The 14509-nt window shown below is 60.8% G+C and carries 15 protein-coding genes, 1 tRNA gene, 1 pseudogene and 1 riboswitch; of the genes and pseudogenes, 5 read left to right on the plus strand and 12 right to left on the minus strand.

Annotated features, from left to right (window positions below; translation table 11 throughout):
- Window positions 1-25 precede the first annotated feature (25 nt).
- On the plus strand, window positions 26-886 hold the full coding sequence (locus tag AC244_RS12735) for an endonuclease/exonuclease/phosphatase family protein (RefSeq protein ID WP_053249203.1): 861 nt from the start codon (window positions 26-28) through the stop codon (window positions 884-886).
- Window positions 887-1029: 143 nt separating this feature from the next.
- Here the strand turns inward: AC244_RS12735 and AC244_RS12740 are convergent, their stop codons facing one another.
- The 4 genes from AC244_RS12740 to rplU form a co-directional block, all read right to left on the minus strand.
- Window positions 1030-1614, minus strand: coding sequence for a GNAT family N-acetyltransferase (locus AC244_RS12740; RefSeq protein WP_053249204.1), 585 nt, complete (start codon window positions 1612-1614; stop codon window positions 1030-1032).
- Window positions 1611-2243 carry a GNAT family N-acetyltransferase gene (locus AC244_RS12745; RefSeq protein ID WP_053249205.1) on the minus strand — a complete coding sequence of 211 codons (633 nt, stop codon included), beginning with the start codon at window positions 2241-2243 and terminating at the stop codon, window positions 1611-1613. Before AC244_RS12745 ends, AC244_RS12740 begins: the two co-directional genes overlap by 4 nt.
- Before the next feature lie 131 nt (window positions 2244-2374).
- Window positions 2375-2644 (minus strand): 50S ribosomal protein L27, encoded by a 270-nt coding sequence (rpmA, locus tag AC244_RS12750; RefSeq protein WP_025425119.1) that lies wholly within the window; start codon window positions 2642-2644, stop codon window positions 2375-2377.
- Window positions 2645-2677: 33 nt separating this feature from the next.
- Window positions 2678-3049 (minus strand): 50S ribosomal protein L21, encoded by a 372-nt coding sequence (rplU, locus tag AC244_RS12755; RefSeq protein ID WP_025425118.1) that lies wholly within the window; start codon window positions 3047-3049, stop codon window positions 2678-2680.
- A 301-nt stretch (window positions 3050-3350) separates the two neighbouring features.
- Here rplU and AC244_RS12760 point away from each other — a divergent pair.
- Together AC244_RS12760 and AC244_RS12765 are read left to right on the plus strand one after the other, a co-directional pair.
- Window positions 3351-3440 (plus strand) — tRNA-Ser (locus AC244_RS12760).
- 177 nt (window positions 3441-3617) lie between these two features.
- Entirely contained in the window at window positions 3618-5090 is a 1473-nt protein-coding gene (locus AC244_RS12765) for an RNA-directed DNA polymerase (protein ID WP_053249206.1), read from the plus strand.
- 223 nt (window positions 5091-5313) lie between these two features.
- Here the strand turns inward: AC244_RS12765 and AC244_RS12770 are convergent, their stop codons facing one another.
- A complete protein-coding gene (locus tag AC244_RS12770) occupies window positions 5314-6750 on the minus strand; it encodes a DUF6880 family protein (protein WP_053249207.1) in 1437 nt (478 codons plus the stop codon).
- A 179-nt stretch (window positions 6751-6929) separates the two neighbouring features.
- Between AC244_RS12770 and AC244_RS38025 the strand changes: the two are divergent.
- Window positions 6930-7132 (plus strand): annotated as a pseudogene (locus AC244_RS38025) (site-specific integrase); the annotation flags it as partial.
- Window positions 7133-7162: 30 nt separating this feature from the next.
- On the opposite strand, the gene AC244_RS12775 reads toward AC244_RS38025, so the two are convergent.
- Window positions 7163-7675: a hypothetical protein gene (locus AC244_RS12775; protein WP_053249208.1), complete on the minus strand. Its 513-nt coding sequence runs from the start codon at window positions 7673-7675 to the stop codon at window positions 7163-7165.
- A gap of 334 nt (window positions 7676-8009) precedes the next feature.
- On the opposite strand from AC244_RS12775, the gene AC244_RS37490 reads away from it, so the two are divergent.
- Window positions 8010-8171 (plus strand): hypothetical protein, encoded by a 162-nt coding sequence (locus AC244_RS37490; protein WP_202596070.1) that lies wholly within the window; start codon window positions 8010-8012, stop codon window positions 8169-8171.
- Window positions 8172-8340: 169 nt separating this feature from the next.
- On the opposite strand, the gene AC244_RS12780 is transcribed toward AC244_RS37490, so the two are convergent.
- From AC244_RS12780 to AC244_RS12805, 6 genes are all read right to left on the minus strand, one after another.
- Window positions 8341-9648, minus strand: coding sequence for an amidase (locus AC244_RS12780; protein WP_053249209.1), 1308 nt, complete (start codon window positions 9646-9648; stop codon window positions 8341-8343).
- A 163-nt stretch (window positions 9649-9811) separates the two neighbouring features.
- Complete coding sequence (locus AC244_RS12785) at window positions 9812-10618, minus strand: class I SAM-dependent methyltransferase (RefSeq protein WP_053249210.1); 807 nt, start codon at window positions 10616-10618, stop codon at window positions 9812-9814.
- Entirely contained in the window at window positions 10615-11064 is a 450-nt protein-coding gene (locus AC244_RS12790; RefSeq protein ID WP_414735924.1) for a pseudoazurin, read from the minus strand. Before AC244_RS12790 ends, AC244_RS12785 begins: the two co-directional genes overlap by 4 nt.
- Window positions 11054-11869, minus strand: coding sequence for an ABC transporter ATP-binding protein (locus AC244_RS12795; RefSeq protein ID WP_053249212.1), 816 nt, complete (start codon window positions 11867-11869; stop codon window positions 11054-11056). The genes AC244_RS12790 and AC244_RS12795 overlap by 11 nt, the downstream gene beginning before the upstream one ends.
- Window positions 11866-12894, minus strand: coding sequence for a FecCD family ABC transporter permease (locus AC244_RS12800; RefSeq protein ID WP_053249213.1), 1029 nt, complete (start codon window positions 12892-12894; stop codon window positions 11866-11868). The genes AC244_RS12795 and AC244_RS12800 overlap by 4 nt, the downstream gene beginning before the upstream one ends.
- Window positions 12891-13868 (minus strand): ABC transporter substrate-binding protein, encoded by a 978-nt coding sequence (locus AC244_RS12805; RefSeq protein ID WP_053249346.1) that lies wholly within the window; start codon window positions 13866-13868, stop codon window positions 12891-12893. Before AC244_RS12805 ends, AC244_RS12800 begins: the two co-directional genes overlap by 4 nt.
- 241 nt (window positions 13869-14109) lie before the next feature.
- Window positions 14110-14356, minus strand: a riboswitch (cobalamin riboswitch).
- Window positions 14357-14509: the final 153 nt, after the last annotated feature.

Consider the following 14509-nt stretch of genomic DNA (forward strand, 5'->3'; position numbering starts at 1 on the left):
GTTCATCCGGAGGTCAAAGAATATCGTGCGTTTTGCCAGCTACAACATCCAATACGGCATCGGGCTTGACGGTCAGTTTGACCCCGAACGCATTGCCGCGTCGCTCGACGGCGCCGACATCATTGCGCTGCAGGAAGTGACCCGCGGTTTTCACCGCAACGGCCACGTCGATCTGGTTGCCCGTTTCGAGGCGCTTTTCCCCGGTCATTTCGCCGCCTTCCATGCGCCTTGCGATATCGATATCGGCTCGACGGTCGAAGACGGGCGCGCCGTCAGCCGACGCTTCCAGTTCGGCAACACGATCCTGTCGCGCTGGCCGATCCTGTCGACGCGAATGATCTCGCTTCCTCGCACCCGGACCATCAGCCCGATGAACCTGCAGCGCGGTGCGACGGAGGCACTGATCGCCGCTCCGGACGGGCCGCTGCGCGTCTATTCCGTGCATCTCGACCATGTGCTTCCGGCCGAACGCATCGCCCAGATCCGGTTTCTGAAAGAACGGCTGCTTGGCTATACGCTCGAGGGTGGTGGCATTACCGGAGCTGCGGATTTCGGCCTTGCCGAGCCGCCGCATCCGGAGGATTTCGTCGTCATGGGCGATTTCAACATGGAGCCGGAGACGCCTGAGTATTGCGAGATGGCCGGCGCGCGCGACGCCTATTACGGACGCTCGCTGAGGGTCGAAAACCCCGTCGACACGCTCGCCCATCTCGGTCGGCTGACACCGGAAAGCTATAGCTGGGTTCATCCCGACAATCCTCAAAAGCGCATGCATCTCGACTATTGTTTCATCAGCGCCGGCCTGGTGCCGCGTCTGAAAGACGCCTGGACCGACTATGATGCCAAAGGCTCCGATCATCTCCCGATCGGCTTTGAGCTCGAATGACGAAGGCCCCCGCGAAGGCATGCTTCGCGGGGGAAATGTTGCTTAAAGCCCACTGTCCAAATGCTTTGGACAGTGGGCTTTAGGCGTTTGGCTTCAATCATGTCTTTATCGCAAAACCGCTTCACACTTTTGCGAGACATGCTTCAATGCGGCCGGCGTAGATCCGCGGCGGTCAGCCGTGTTTCGATATGCGCGACCATGGCATTGCGGGCGAGCGCATAGATCTGGCTGCATCCGCTGATCTGGAAGCCGAGCTTTTCCTGGACCTTGAGCGATCCCGGATTGTCGGCGAAGACGCCGGAATGCAAGGTCGTTTCCGGCATCCGCCGGAAGAAGCGCTCGATCGCCGCATAGGCGGCTTCGCTCGCCAGGCCCTTGCCCCAGTAGAACCGGTTCAGCCAATAGCCGACATGCCATTGGCCGTGCCTGAGCTCGATGCCGATGCAGCCGATATGCACGTCGTCGCCGGTGGTGATCGCCAACGTCCAGTCGGGGGTGAGCCCCGAGGTCTGGCTCGCCAGCCAATCGAGCGCATCCTGCTGGTCGTAGGGGGCGGGCACGCGCGAGAGCATGCGCGCCACCTGGAAATCGGCCAGCGACTGGGCGATCGCCTCGGCATCGCTGCGCCGATGGGGTCTCAGCACCAGACGCCTGGTCTCGATGACCGGGCAGGGCCCGGGGCCGGGACGGACGATGGTGCGCGACCGTTCGGAAGTAAGCGCGTTCATCGCATGCCTCCCCAGCTTCTGAGGGAAACCCAGGTCTTGCGGTCGAGCCGGTACCATTCAACTGAGATCGATCCGCCGAGCGCAAGGCTGCCGACCATGCCGCTGCCCTGGAACTGGAAGCCGCACTTCTGGATGACCCGGCGCGACGCGAGGTTCATGACCCGGCAGCGTGCATCGATCTGGTCGATGTCGCGGGTGCGGAAAGCCATGTCGGTCAGGGCCTGGGCAGCCTCGGTGGCATAACCCTGGTTCCAATAGGGTTCGCCCAGCCAATAGCCGAGTTCCGCCGTCTTGCCATCGGGATGCGGCTCGATACCGCAGCAACCGAGGAATGCGCCATTCTCCGCTTTGGTAATCGCGTAGACGCACTTGCCAATCGTGCCGGCTTTGGCGCGTCGCACGAAATCGGCGGCATCGGCCGTCGTATACGGGTGCGGCATGCGCGAGACCATGGTGGCGACATTGGCATTGTTGGCAAGATGGGCAAGGGCGTCGATATCGTCTTCATGGGGGGCGCGCAGAACGAGCCGGGGTGACAACAATATCGGGCAATCGGTCCTTGACCGTTGGGGCCTCAGCCTTTGTTCGGGAGACCGTGATTGGTCTTCCCTCAGTAGCTCGGTTTGCATGGTTCGTCCTCCAGAAACGAAAAAAAGGGGAGTTGGGTATTGCCCCATCTCCCCTTTTTAGGTCTGGCTTGGAACCGTTAGGTGCGTCAGCCGGGTCGATGAGACGCCGGCTGTTTTAGAGCGCTACCGGCTTATTCCGCTGCTTCCGCTTTCGGCATTACAGACACGTACACGCGGCCATTGGCCTTCGTACGGAAGTCCACGTTACCCGCCGTAAGCGCAAAAATCGTATGGTCCTTGCCGAGGCCGACATTGGCGCCCGGATGCCACTTGGTGCCGCGCTGACGCAGAATGATGTTGCCGGCGATGACTTTCTCGCCGCCGAACTTCTTCACGCCAAGGCGCTTGGACTCAGAATCGCGACCGTTGCGCGACGAACCGCCAGCTTTTTTGTGTGCCATTGGTGTTCTCCTTTAAACCTTCGATCCCAAAACTCAGTTTGCAGCTTCAGCGGCGGCTTCAGACTTCTTGGAAGCCTTCTTTGCCTTGCCACCGGCAGCAGCGATGTCCAGGATGCGGACGGTCGTCTGGTGCTGGCGGTGACCGCGCGAGCGCTTGGAGTTCTGGCGGCGACGCTTCTTGAAGGCGATGACCTTCTTGGCGCGGCCCTGTTCAACGACTTCGGCGCTGACAACGGCACCTTCGACAAACGGAGCGCCGATGGTTGCATCGGCGCCGACGCCGACCATCAGGATCTCGGTGAATTCAATCTTGTCGCCTGCTACGCCTTCCAGCTTTTCGATGGTTACGACGTCGTTGGCTGCCACGCGGTACTGCTTACCGCCGGTCTTGATGACTGCGAACATTCTTTATCCTTTCATGTTCGGGCCGGCTCTTTACCCTGGGGCAAGGCCGTCTTTTTGTCAGTCGACATTTTGAGCAGAAATCCGGGATCATTCCCGAGGCCCTGCCGGTGAATGGGCGCAAATCACACCCGCTGCGGTGAGGGCAAGCCACACCACTTCATTGCGCGAATTACGGGAAACGCTCGCCTCTGTCAAGAAGAACGCACTCGCCGCATTGGATATTCTTCAACGAGGCACTTGCCAGCACCCGAATCTGCCGCTATGAACCCGACCGCGCCGAACAAGCGCCGACCGACTATGCGGAGAGGTGGCAGAGTGGTCGAATGCACCGCACTCGAAATGCGGCATACCTGCAAGGGTATCGTGGGTTCAAATCCCACCCTCTCCGCCATCGGCAGCCTGGGTAACCAAGGCTTCCTAAAATCTCCGCTCAAACCTAAAATCATCTGGACGCCGCATTTGGATGAAACGGGCCACGCTCGAGGCGCATAGCGCCACGATTATCTGAACGTTTGCAACCCAATCTGCTCTGTGCCAAATCTTGGCAACTTCGTGGAGCAACCCCTATATGCCGCATCTCGACCGCCAGGCACTGCTTTGGAGCCTTGAGCACATCACAGCACACGGCGATACAGACATATTCCCCTACCCTTTCGAGTTTGAATTTCTGCGGGAAAGGAAGGAAGAGATTGCTGATGCGCTAGCTGCGGATAATACGGCGACCTTCAGGCCGCTCAGTTCGCTGGACTCGCTCGTTCCGAAAAGCCGTCATGGGTTTCGTGTCGCTCACCAACTTTATCCAACAGACGCGATAGCCCTACTAGCTGCAACCGCATCTGTGGGGCAGCAAATTGAAAATGCACGCGGCCCCGCGGACACACGGCCAGGCTTCTCATATAGATATCACCCAGGCGATGATTTTAAGATGTTTGCGGATGGTTGCCGTTACAGCAATTGGCTGTGGACGCAGTTTGCGCAGGTTCAGTTTGCGGAGGATGGTGAATATACCCACGTGATTGAGGCTGACATCTCGGATTTTTACCAGAGGATTTATCATCACCGTCTCGAGAACAACCTTAGAGAAGCTGCGGGAGAAACAACAGAGACGCGAATGATCACCGCGTTCCTGCGTGACATCCGCGCTAGGCAGTCTTTTGGAATACCCGTCGGCGGAAATGCTTCGAGACTCCTTGCGGAACTCGCCCTCTTAGATATCGACAGGGCCCTGGTGGGCGAAGGGTATCTGGTTTCGCGATACGTTGACGATTTCCGTATCTTCATACGGGCGGGGCAAGATCCCTATGACGCGTTGGCGTTCCTCGCGGACAGTTTGTGGGCCGGCGAGGGACTTTCGTTAGCGTCATCTAAAACGCGTGTCATACCTTTTCAGGAATATCGTGAAAACTTGCAACTTTTTAGCGGTGAAGATGCAGATCAAGCGGAGGCATCAGCGGTAGAGCACCTCCTTTATACGATTTATGAGTCAGAAGACAGCACCGAGCCGCTAGCCCAGCTTGCTAACATTGACCTTGTTGCCGCGATTTCTGAAGAGATTGAAAAGGAATTCTGGGACCTTGGTATGATCCGAGTGCTTCTACGGAGCATGAAGCTGACCAGAGATCCGGCATCTGTCCAGTTCATACGCGACAATTACGATCGTCTCATTCCATTCGCGAAGGAACTGGTCTTGCTTATGGAAGAGCTTACGGCAGATGACCAGATATCTTTCCAGGACATGGCAACATCAATTGTAGATTTGATCCTGAGCCCCGCTATCCGTCACCTTCATGTCACTAGGGCGTGGCTTCTAGAATTATTTGTTAGGGGTGTTGTGAACATTGGCGTGGTGCAAGCGCGGCGACTGGATGTTTTAAATCATACACTTGATCAGCGCGCCCTGTTTCAAATCAGGGCCCGCCTTGGTGAAGTTCACTACTTTCGCCAAAGAAAAGCTCGAATTCACGAGCTAACACCCTGGCTGCAGCCTGCCTTTTTGTATTCCGCCGCGTGCTTGCCAGCGGAAGAGTATCGACTTGGCTAGGCAACATTCGGCAGAACCTAAATTTCCCGTTGTCGTTATTGTTTGTCGACTGGGCGCGCGCGCGCCGGTAAGTTTAGCGGATCCTAGGCCATGGTTCCGGGATGATCCTTGGCTCCCCTCCAGGGGCGTCCTACGTGTGATCGACGACAACAGTTGGAGGTCACATGGCGACGATCAGAAAGCTCCAGGGACGTTGGCAAGTTCAGGAGCAGAAAACGTGGGGTCATCGGTCGACTGCAGCCCAGAACCCAACCTTCTTCCCATGCTTGCCTTTGAGGCTTGCGGTATAGTCGGCATGTGACGCAAGCGCGCCGAAGTCGGAGACCATAGCCGATAGCCGTTGACATTCGATGAGATGTCGCGCGGCATGGCGGTAACGGCTGGATTTCCCGCGATCGAGCGCGACGTCGATCATGGCCCGCAGAACGATGATCGCCGCCAGAGGATGCTTCTCCTGCAGTTGTTCGGCTGCCGGCGCCAAGAGTTCATAGTAATCGCCATCAAGTTCGAATGCGCGTGCTGCGACGAGCTTCGCAGCCTTGTCGAATGCCGGCCAGGAGACCAGGAAGGCGAGCGCCTGGTGGACGTTCGGAAAGCGGGCGACAAAGTCGAAGGCACTTTCCTCGGCTTCGATATCATCGAAATCCGGCAGGCGCTTGAGAAACGCCCGCAGATGCCGCTCGTTCAACGATTGTTCGAAACACTGCCACCGAAAGGCCTGGGCTTCCTCCTGGCGTCCCAGAGTTTCCAGGACATCAATGCGGACATTTTCCCATTTGAACGTGGTCTGGTTGCCCTTGATTTCGACGCGATTGATGGCATCCCATGCCTCATCCGCTCGTCCCGCCCTCAGCAGACGCTGTGCGATCTCGGCGGCGATCATGGGTGCGGATCTCGCCTGCTGGCTCTGCTGCGCGATGAAGGCATCTGCATCGCCCTGGGCGTCGGCAATTTGCTCCAATGCCATCCTGATCGTCATGTCGCGCTGGCGGAGACTGAGATCATCCTCGTAAACCGGGCCGTTGCTACCCCAGCCGATCACGACGCGCTCCGCATGGTGCGATTCGTTAATCGGTGTTTTTGCCCAATCGTCGAACAACGACTTCAGTCGATAGAGGCCCTCTCCACCGAGCGCCGGTGATAGACTCTCGATCAGGTGATCATACTGTCCGTAATCGTTGCTTTGCAGGGAGCTGAAGGCTTGCTTCGCCAGCAGGAGCGGGTCCGGTTTCGCTGCACTTGCCAGTGCGCCCAGATCGATGCAGGCTTGGCGAAAGACATCCGCGATCATGCCGTTACTATCGTCGCATCGCTCGAAAATCGAGCGCGCCAAGCCCATGAACCGCCACAATACCTCGAGCGCCTCGTCCGGATCGCCGCTGGCGATGGTGTCAACGATCACGAGACGCTGCGTTTCCAGGTCGCTCTTCAAGGCTTTGACCCGGCGCCAATTGATCATCGAGCGTGACCGCTCGATAGACGAGAGACGTTTGGTCACCTCTCTCGCGACTTCGCTGCTACCCTGTTTTCCGGCAAGCTCGATCCGCAGCCGACGTTTTGTCGCGGCACTGCCGGTGCTGACCTCCATCAACAATTCGGCCAGTCTCTCGGCGCCCAGCGTTTCCAGGTTCTTAGCGTTCAGCGTCGTCTTCGGTGCCATTCATTCTTCCAGGATTTCGATCATGGAGAACATATACGCCGTCAGCATCCGGGGCGACAACGGGGTGAGCTTTTCGTAGTCAATCGCTTCATCGCGAAACATCGATTGCGCCGGGATAATTCTTGGCTCCCCTCCGGGGGCGTCCTACGCGTGATCTTCAAACATCCGTTGGAGGTCACATGGCGACGATCAGAAAGCTCAGAGGACGTTGGCAAGCACAAGTTCGCCGGCGCGGCATGAAGCCCCGTTGCAAGTCATTCGACAGCAAGATCGAAGCCGAGAAGTGGGCCCGCGAGCTGAGGCTCAGGTCGATCGGTTCGGTGCCGCACCCGACACTCTCATCCTCGAGTCAACCACGCTCAGCGAGCTCTTGGAGCGCTATTCGACCGGGGATAAGGCTGCGACAGCGAAGTCAGTTTTCATGGGTGCGCAGCCACGCTTCCAGCCCGGCAATCACCGCGAGCCTCAGGCTTGTGTTTTTGGCAAGCGCGCGGGCAAGCGGCTGTCCATCGGACAAGAAACCCATCTCGCGCATGACGTCGTCGGGCTTCAGCCGATGCTTTGCCATGATCGCCTTGATCCGGGTGACGGCGGAAGGAAGCAGGTAACGGCCGCTGGCGATGGGGGCTCCTGCCGGCAAAGGGGGGAGAATGGGAGCCGCGGCAACGGGTGATGCAGAGGCAACGGGCAGGACGCCTGATATCGCCAGCCATGTGAGGAAACCGTCGCGCTCGCCGGGCGTGGCCTTTGCCCAGGAATTCTTGAGCTTCTCCAGGCGGGTCCGCTGCGGTTTCAGGCCGGCGATGACGAGCGCCTTGCGCAGCGAGGAGATCCTGCCCGCGAGCACATCGCCGTAGATGTCCGGGAACTCCGCCTTCAATCGCTGCTCGTAATGGGCGTTATCGCGCTTCGGCTTCTTCGACATTTTCAGTTCCGACGTTCATCTCCAGCGTCCTCCTAGAGCATCCCGCCTTCAAGTGGAATCACGTGATGCGGATAAGATGCTCTAGAATTATTAAAGTGCTGGAGCGCCGCGCGGGCAAGGGCGAGCAAAAAGGCGATGGTGCCGTGTCGCGCAGATGGGGTGATCTGTTTCGGGAGGGCTACGATCGATTGAAGCCGAGGCGGTCGGGCAGCGGTCCGCCAAGTCGGCGCCCAACGCGTGAGGCGCCGGTTCGTTTGTCAAGCTTTGCACAAGTCGGTCCTCATACCATCGCGCCAAGAGCCGGGATGTGATACGGCGAACAAAGGACGATGATATGTCAAACGATATCGAGCACTATACCGATCCGCAGGATGCGGCCGTGGCCCTCTTCCTCACGAACAATGACGGCGAAGAGCTGACCAATGTGCTGGTCGCAGCACTCGAGGATGCGTTCCGTATCCTTCGCGACGAGGTTTCCCGCGAAACGATGCACTGAGGCGGCTCCTGTCGTCTGCCTGGCGCAATAGCGCAATTTGCATTGCCACGGGTTCGGTTCGCGAACACCTTCGTCGGCTAAATTTCATCCTGACACGAAACGGGCCGCCTGGGTCGGCGGTAATTGTCGCGTATCGTGGATTGTTCGACCGGAAAAGCAGCCTGTCGCCTCAGTTCTCCCGTAGCAATGCCTCGACTGATAGGGCTGTGGCCAGCACAGTCTTGTCCGTTCCGTTCCTGCCCACCAGCATCAGCCCGGCAGGGCGGGTCAGCCCCGGCATCGGCAGGGTGATGGCGGTGAGGTCGAACTGGTTTGCGACCTGGCAATTGCGTAGCAACAATCCTTCGACGCGGTCATATTCCGCTTTGTCCGCCTCTACAGAGGCGATCGACACCGCGGCGATCGGCGTCGTCGGCAAGACGATGAGGTCGTAGGCGGAGAGCCGTTCGCCCATGGCACGTGCCAGGCCTGCTCGCGTTTCCAGCAGCGCATCGAGCGCTGCCTGCGGTGTCAGCATGCGACGCCGAAGTGTCGATGAAACCCTGACATCGACGGGCGCATCTTGATCCGAAAGCCAATCGGCATGCAGGCGGCTTGCCTCGAGGCCGGCGATCGAGCCGATCGCGGTCGCCTGCCTCAACTTCTCGATCAAATCGTCGATGCTGCAATCGACTAGGTCGGCGCCGGCAGCCGTGAGGCGGTCAAGGCAGGCCGCAAAGGCTCCGGCAATTTCGGAAGACAGCTCAGTCAGGAGCTGGCCGCGCGGCACGCCGATGCGCAGGCCGGCAATCGGACGGGGCACAAGCGCCGTCACCGGCTCGCCGGCCATCACTGCATCGGCCGCTGCGCAGTCGCTGACGCTGTGCGCAAGCGGACCGATCGAATCGAGGCTCGGCGCAAGCGGGAAGGCGCCGTCGAGGGACACGCGGCTGGCGGTCGGCTTGAAGCCGACGAGGCCGTTCAGCGCCGCCGGAATGCGCACGGAGCCGCCGGTGTCGGAGCCGATGGCGATATCGCAGGTGCCCTCTGCTGCCGATACCGCTGCGCCTGAGGACGAGCCGCCGGGGATCAGGCTTTCATCTGTCGCGTTGCCGGGCACCGGAAAATGGGGATTGAGGCCGACCGCGGTGAAGGCGAATTCGGTCATATGGGTCTTGCCGACGATCACGGCGCCGGCGGCGCGCAATCTCTTGACCACGACGGCATCCTGTTGCGGCGCGGCTGCCGTGCGCTTGATGATCGAGCCGGCAAGCGTCGGTTCTCCGGCAACGTCGAAAAGATCCTTGATCGAAACGATCTTGCCGTCGAGCGGCCCGAGCGTCGCGCCGGCCTGCCGGCGGCGATCGGCAGCATCGGCCTCGATGCGGGCACTCTCGGCATAAAGCCTGACATAGGCTTTCTCATTATTCCGGCGGGCATCGAGCCGGCTCAGGATCTGTTCGAGGTGATCACGCGTGGGAGTGTTCGAATGGGACACGATGAGGAACCTGCCGATATCTGACGTCGCCGGGCGGCGAGTTGATTCTTTTCGTCCATTGCCCGGCGCGAAAGTCGCCGTCAGCTAAGACGGCAATCTTCATAGCAGGGCTTTCGGCAAATGCCATGAGGTTGCCGAAGCGCCGCCCGTGCAACCCGACCATTCAGCCCGGCTTATGCGCGCAGAGAATGAACCGGCGATAGACGAAGGTGCGCAGGCAGTTGCGCAGGTTTGCCGTTTTGCGCTGTGCGGCGGAGATGGGCTGGTGGGAAACCTGTTCGATGCTCTGGAAGCCGGCAGCCTTCAGCATCGGCAGCAATGTCTCGACCGTCAGGCCGTCGCCGAAGGGAAGATGTTGCATGATCGTTGCATGGCGATCGCTAAGCGCCCCGTCATAGTGATTGTCAGGCCCGATCACCCGATCGATCTGGCGGATCACCCAGGTCGCGAGGCGTCCGATTGTCGTCGGTTTGGCCCAGTCGCCGTCGAAGACGAGCAGCCTGCCGCCGGGCTTCAACAACCGGAACCATTCCTCAAGCGTCGCCTGCGGTTGGGTCAGGGTCCAGACGAGATGGCGGCAGACGATGGCGTCGTAGTTTTCGTCCGGTTCCATGGTGTTTTCCGCGTCGGCAAGCAGGAAGCGCAGGCGCGGCTTGCCGGCGTGCTTCTTGCTGGCAACCGCAAGCATGGCTTCGGAGAAATCGAGTGCGGTGACGTCGTGGCCAAGGTCGTGGATCAGTCGCGTCACTTCGCCGGTGCCGCAGGCAAGCTCGAGCACACGCAGCGGCTCGGCACCGAGAAAGGTGCGTACCGGCTTCTGCCAGGCATCGAATTCCGGGCCGGGCGGGATGCGGTGACCGAAGGCGAGGTCGAAAGTTTCGGAACGCTTCGACCAGTAGTCGCGGATCTCGTCCTTGAGATCGAAATTTGTCCGAGCGTCCGGCCTGGCTCTTTCTGCCAGTTTGCTCATTGCGCCGCCTTCGCCTGATCGATGCGCGCGAAGATCGCATCCAAGCGGCCGCGCGCCCGGCCGGGTACTTCGGCCTTGCGAAACGCCTCGCTCAGTTCAGCCTCGCCGACCTTGATCAGCATCACCATGCCCATGGCGAAATGTGGCGAGCACTTGATGCCGTAGAAGCCCGGCGTGTCGAATTTGACTTCGACTTCCTCGTTAATCTGGCCCTTGAAGCCGGCGTAACCCTCGGGCACCATTCCGTCGATCGAGGCGGCGTTGTGGCTCCTGTGCCCGACCCGGAACTTGACGCTGTCGCCGGGCTTCAGTTCGACATAGTCAGGCTCGAAGACCATCGAGCCGTTTTCGCCGCGATTGAGCATCTTCACTTCGATGGTCTCGGCGAAGGCCGGAGCGGTAGTAAACCCAAGGGCGATGAGAGCGGCGGCGAGTTTAGCGCGCATGGTCATGTCTCTTCGTGGTGTCGGATATCAGATGTAGTTTTGGCCGCGGGCGCCGATAGCGCACGAAGCATGAGCCGTCCTCGTCGCGCTCGACCGTCGCTGCGACGCCGAAGACCGCGAAAATTCGGTCTTCCGTCAGGATCTCCGTCGGGGTGCCGAGCGCGACGATACGGCCGCGATCCATGACGGCGATGCGGTCGCAGAAGACGGCGGCGTGGTTGAGGTCGTGCAGGGCGGCAACGACCGTCAGCGGCTGCCCGCGGACGAGCTCGAGCAGGCCGATCTGGTGGTGGATGTCGAGATGATTGGTCGGCTCGTCGAGCAACAGGATCTGCGGCTGCTGCGCGAGTGACCGTGCAATATGTAAACGTTGACGTTCGCCGCCGGAGAGCGTGTGCCACATGCGGCCGGAAAAATCGCTCATGCCCACATGCTCGAGTGCCCGGTCGACGATGTCGGTGTCGCGGCGCGACCAGGGCGAAAGCGCGCCGAGATGCGGGGTGCGGCCGAGTTCGACCGCCTGGCGGGCGGTGATGCGTTCAGTGGTTTCCGCCTGCTGCTCGACCAGCGCGATGTGCTGGGCGATATCGCGCCGGGTGGTTTGCGCAAGCGGGCGCCCTTCGAGGCTGACGGTGCCGGATTTCGGCGGGCGGATGCCGGCCAGCAACGAGATCAGGCTGGTCTTGCCGGACCCGTTCGGACCGATGATGCCGAGAAACTCACCCGGCATAACCTCGAGATCGACAGCATCGACGATCAGCCGGCCGCCGGCCGACCAGGAGACGGTCTCGGCCTTGAGGCTCATGACGCCGCCCTCCCGCGGCTGAGGATGAGGGCGAAGGCCGGCGCGCCCACAAGTGCGGTGATCACGCCGATCGGCAGCACCTGGCCGGGGATGATGACCCTCGACAATATATCGGCCGCGATCATGAAGATCGCGCCGGTGAGGGCTGCGGCCGGCAGCAGCAGGCCGTGGCGCACGCCGACCAGGAAGCGCGCCGCATGCGGGATGACGAGGCCGACGAAGCCGATGGAGCCGACGATGCTGACCATGACCGCGGTCATCAGCGCGGTTGCCGAAATCAGGATGACGTAGACCCGTTTGACCGGGATGCCGAGCGAGGCGGCCGATTCCGCGCCGAAGGTGAAGGCGTCGAGCGCGCGGGCGTGCCAGAGGCAGACGAGAAGACCACCAAGTGCGACCGGCAGGGCGAGGGTCACATCCGGCCAGCGCACGCCAGAGAGATTGCCGAGCAGCCAGAACATGATGCCGCGGGCCTGCTCGGCATTGGCCGATTTGGTGACGATGAAGGAGGTCAGTGCATTGAAGAGCTGGGAGCCGGCGACGCCAGCGAGAATGATGGCGCCGGTGCCGCGGCCTGCTCTGAGCGCCAGCAGCGATACGAGTGCGAAGGCGAAGACTGCGCCGAAGAAGGCACCGAGAGAAAGCGTCAGCATGCCCGCGCCGATACCGAGAATGGCGACGGCCACGGCGCCGGTCGATGCGCCGGCGGAGATGCCGAGAATATAGGGATCGGCGAGCGCGTTCCTCAGCAACGCCTGCAGCACCACGCCGCAGAGCGAAAGTGCTGCGCCGCAGCAGGCGGCAACCACCGCTCGGCTGAGGCGATAGTTCCAGATGATGCCCTCGTCGATCGCATCAAGCGGGTATCCGGCGCCCCACAGACGATTGGCGATGGTCTTGCCGACGACGTCGAGCGGAATGGCGGTCTCGCCGATGGCGGCACCGAGGACCAGCGCCAGGAAGAGCAGCGCGAGCGCCGTCAAAACGGCGCCCGTGCGATTGATGGAAAGAGGCGTGGACCTCACTTCGTCAGGCCGGCTTTTTCGACCGCGTCGGCAAGCACCTCGATGCCTTCGATCGTGCGGATCGTCGGGTTCATCGCCTGCGCGTCCATGACGACGATATTGTCGGCCTTTACCGCCGGCATCAGGCTGGTAACCGGGTCGGACTTCAGGAACTTCATCTTCAGTTCCCAATCATCGGCGGGGAAACGGCGGCGGTCCATCTTGCCGATCACCACGATCTTCGGATCAGCCTTGGCGATAGTCTCCCAGCCGATGGTCGGCCATTCCTCTTCGGTGGAGACCACATTCTTGATGCCGAGAGCCGACATGATGTAGCCGGGCGCGCCATTGGTGCCGGCGACATAGGGATCGATGTCCATCTCGGCGCTGGAGAACCAGAAGACAGCCGACAGATTGCCGTCGGCCTTGGCGATCTTGCCGCGGGCCGCGTCCTCGCGCGCCTTCAGCTTGGCGATCAGCGTTTCGCCGCGCTCCTGTACGTCGAAGATCTCGGCGAGTTCGGCGATCTCCTGGTAGATCAGCTCCGTCGAAAACGCGTTATGGCGCACGCCGTCGCCGCCGGCCGAATTGTCCTTGGCGGCGCAATCGGCCGGCGGGACATAGACGGGGATCGACAGTTCGGCGAACTGCTTGGGTGTGGCGACGATGCCTTCCGGCCCGACATGCCACTGGAACTGCGCAGTCACCAGATCCGGCTTGGTGGCCACGACGCTTTCGAAGCTCGGGTCGTTGTCGGCAAGCCGGTGGACTTTGTTGTTGACGTCTTCGTAACCGTCGATGACCGGGCCGATCCACACGGCAGTGCCGACGACCTTGTCTGCGAGGCCAAGAAGATAAAGAATTTCCGTGGTGCTCTGACCGATCGAGGCGGTGCGCGTCGCCGCCGCCTTAAAGGTAACCTCCTGGCCGCAATTTTTTAAGGTCAGGGGGTAGCTCGTTGCGGCCGCCGAAGCGGCCGTTGGAGCAACGGGCATGAGCAGTGCCACGGAAACGGCAATCACTGGGCAACGGCGCCCGACGGCATTCAAAATGGCTTTCAATGGAGTTCTCTCTTCTCGTGAGCTGCGAAGGGTCAGCCGAAGCGGCGACAGTCGGCCGGGCGATTTTCGGGAGACAATCGATCGTAAACGTCGAGAAGGACGGAAATAGAGGGCGCAAAGCCGCCGGATATGCGGATCATGACAACTCCTGTTCCGGGCAACCCCGCCCGTGACGCTGGATCTTCTGCTTGACGGCAGGTCTCCTGGCTCGCGGATGGGGCGCCTTCCACCTGCCTTCCCGCAACGCGTTTGACGCAATCGCAGTGGCATGGCGCGCTTTTCGCGCCACGGGGGTATCCGGCATTCCGCTTACAGTTGCGGGGGCAGCCACGGTCTCGGTCCCTTTTGGGTCGTCCTCACCGTGTTCCCTATTAATCCCCGTCGGAGTCATCCTTCGGGGAACCGTCGCCGCTACCCTTAGTGTCCCGGTCAGTGCGGCGTCAAGCCGACAGGTTGCGGAAACAGAGACGCGGCGATCGCGGTGGGGCGGCTTACCGTAAAGTGTGCGAAGGTACCGCATTCACCGAATTGTCGCGAAACCGTTCAAATAGTTTCACGCCGCTGTTAAGCCGCTG

It is taken from the genome of Ensifer adhaerens (assembly GCF_001270265.1).
Lineage (GTDB): Bacteria > Pseudomonadota > Alphaproteobacteria > Rhizobiales > Rhizobiaceae > Ensifer > Ensifer adhaerens_B.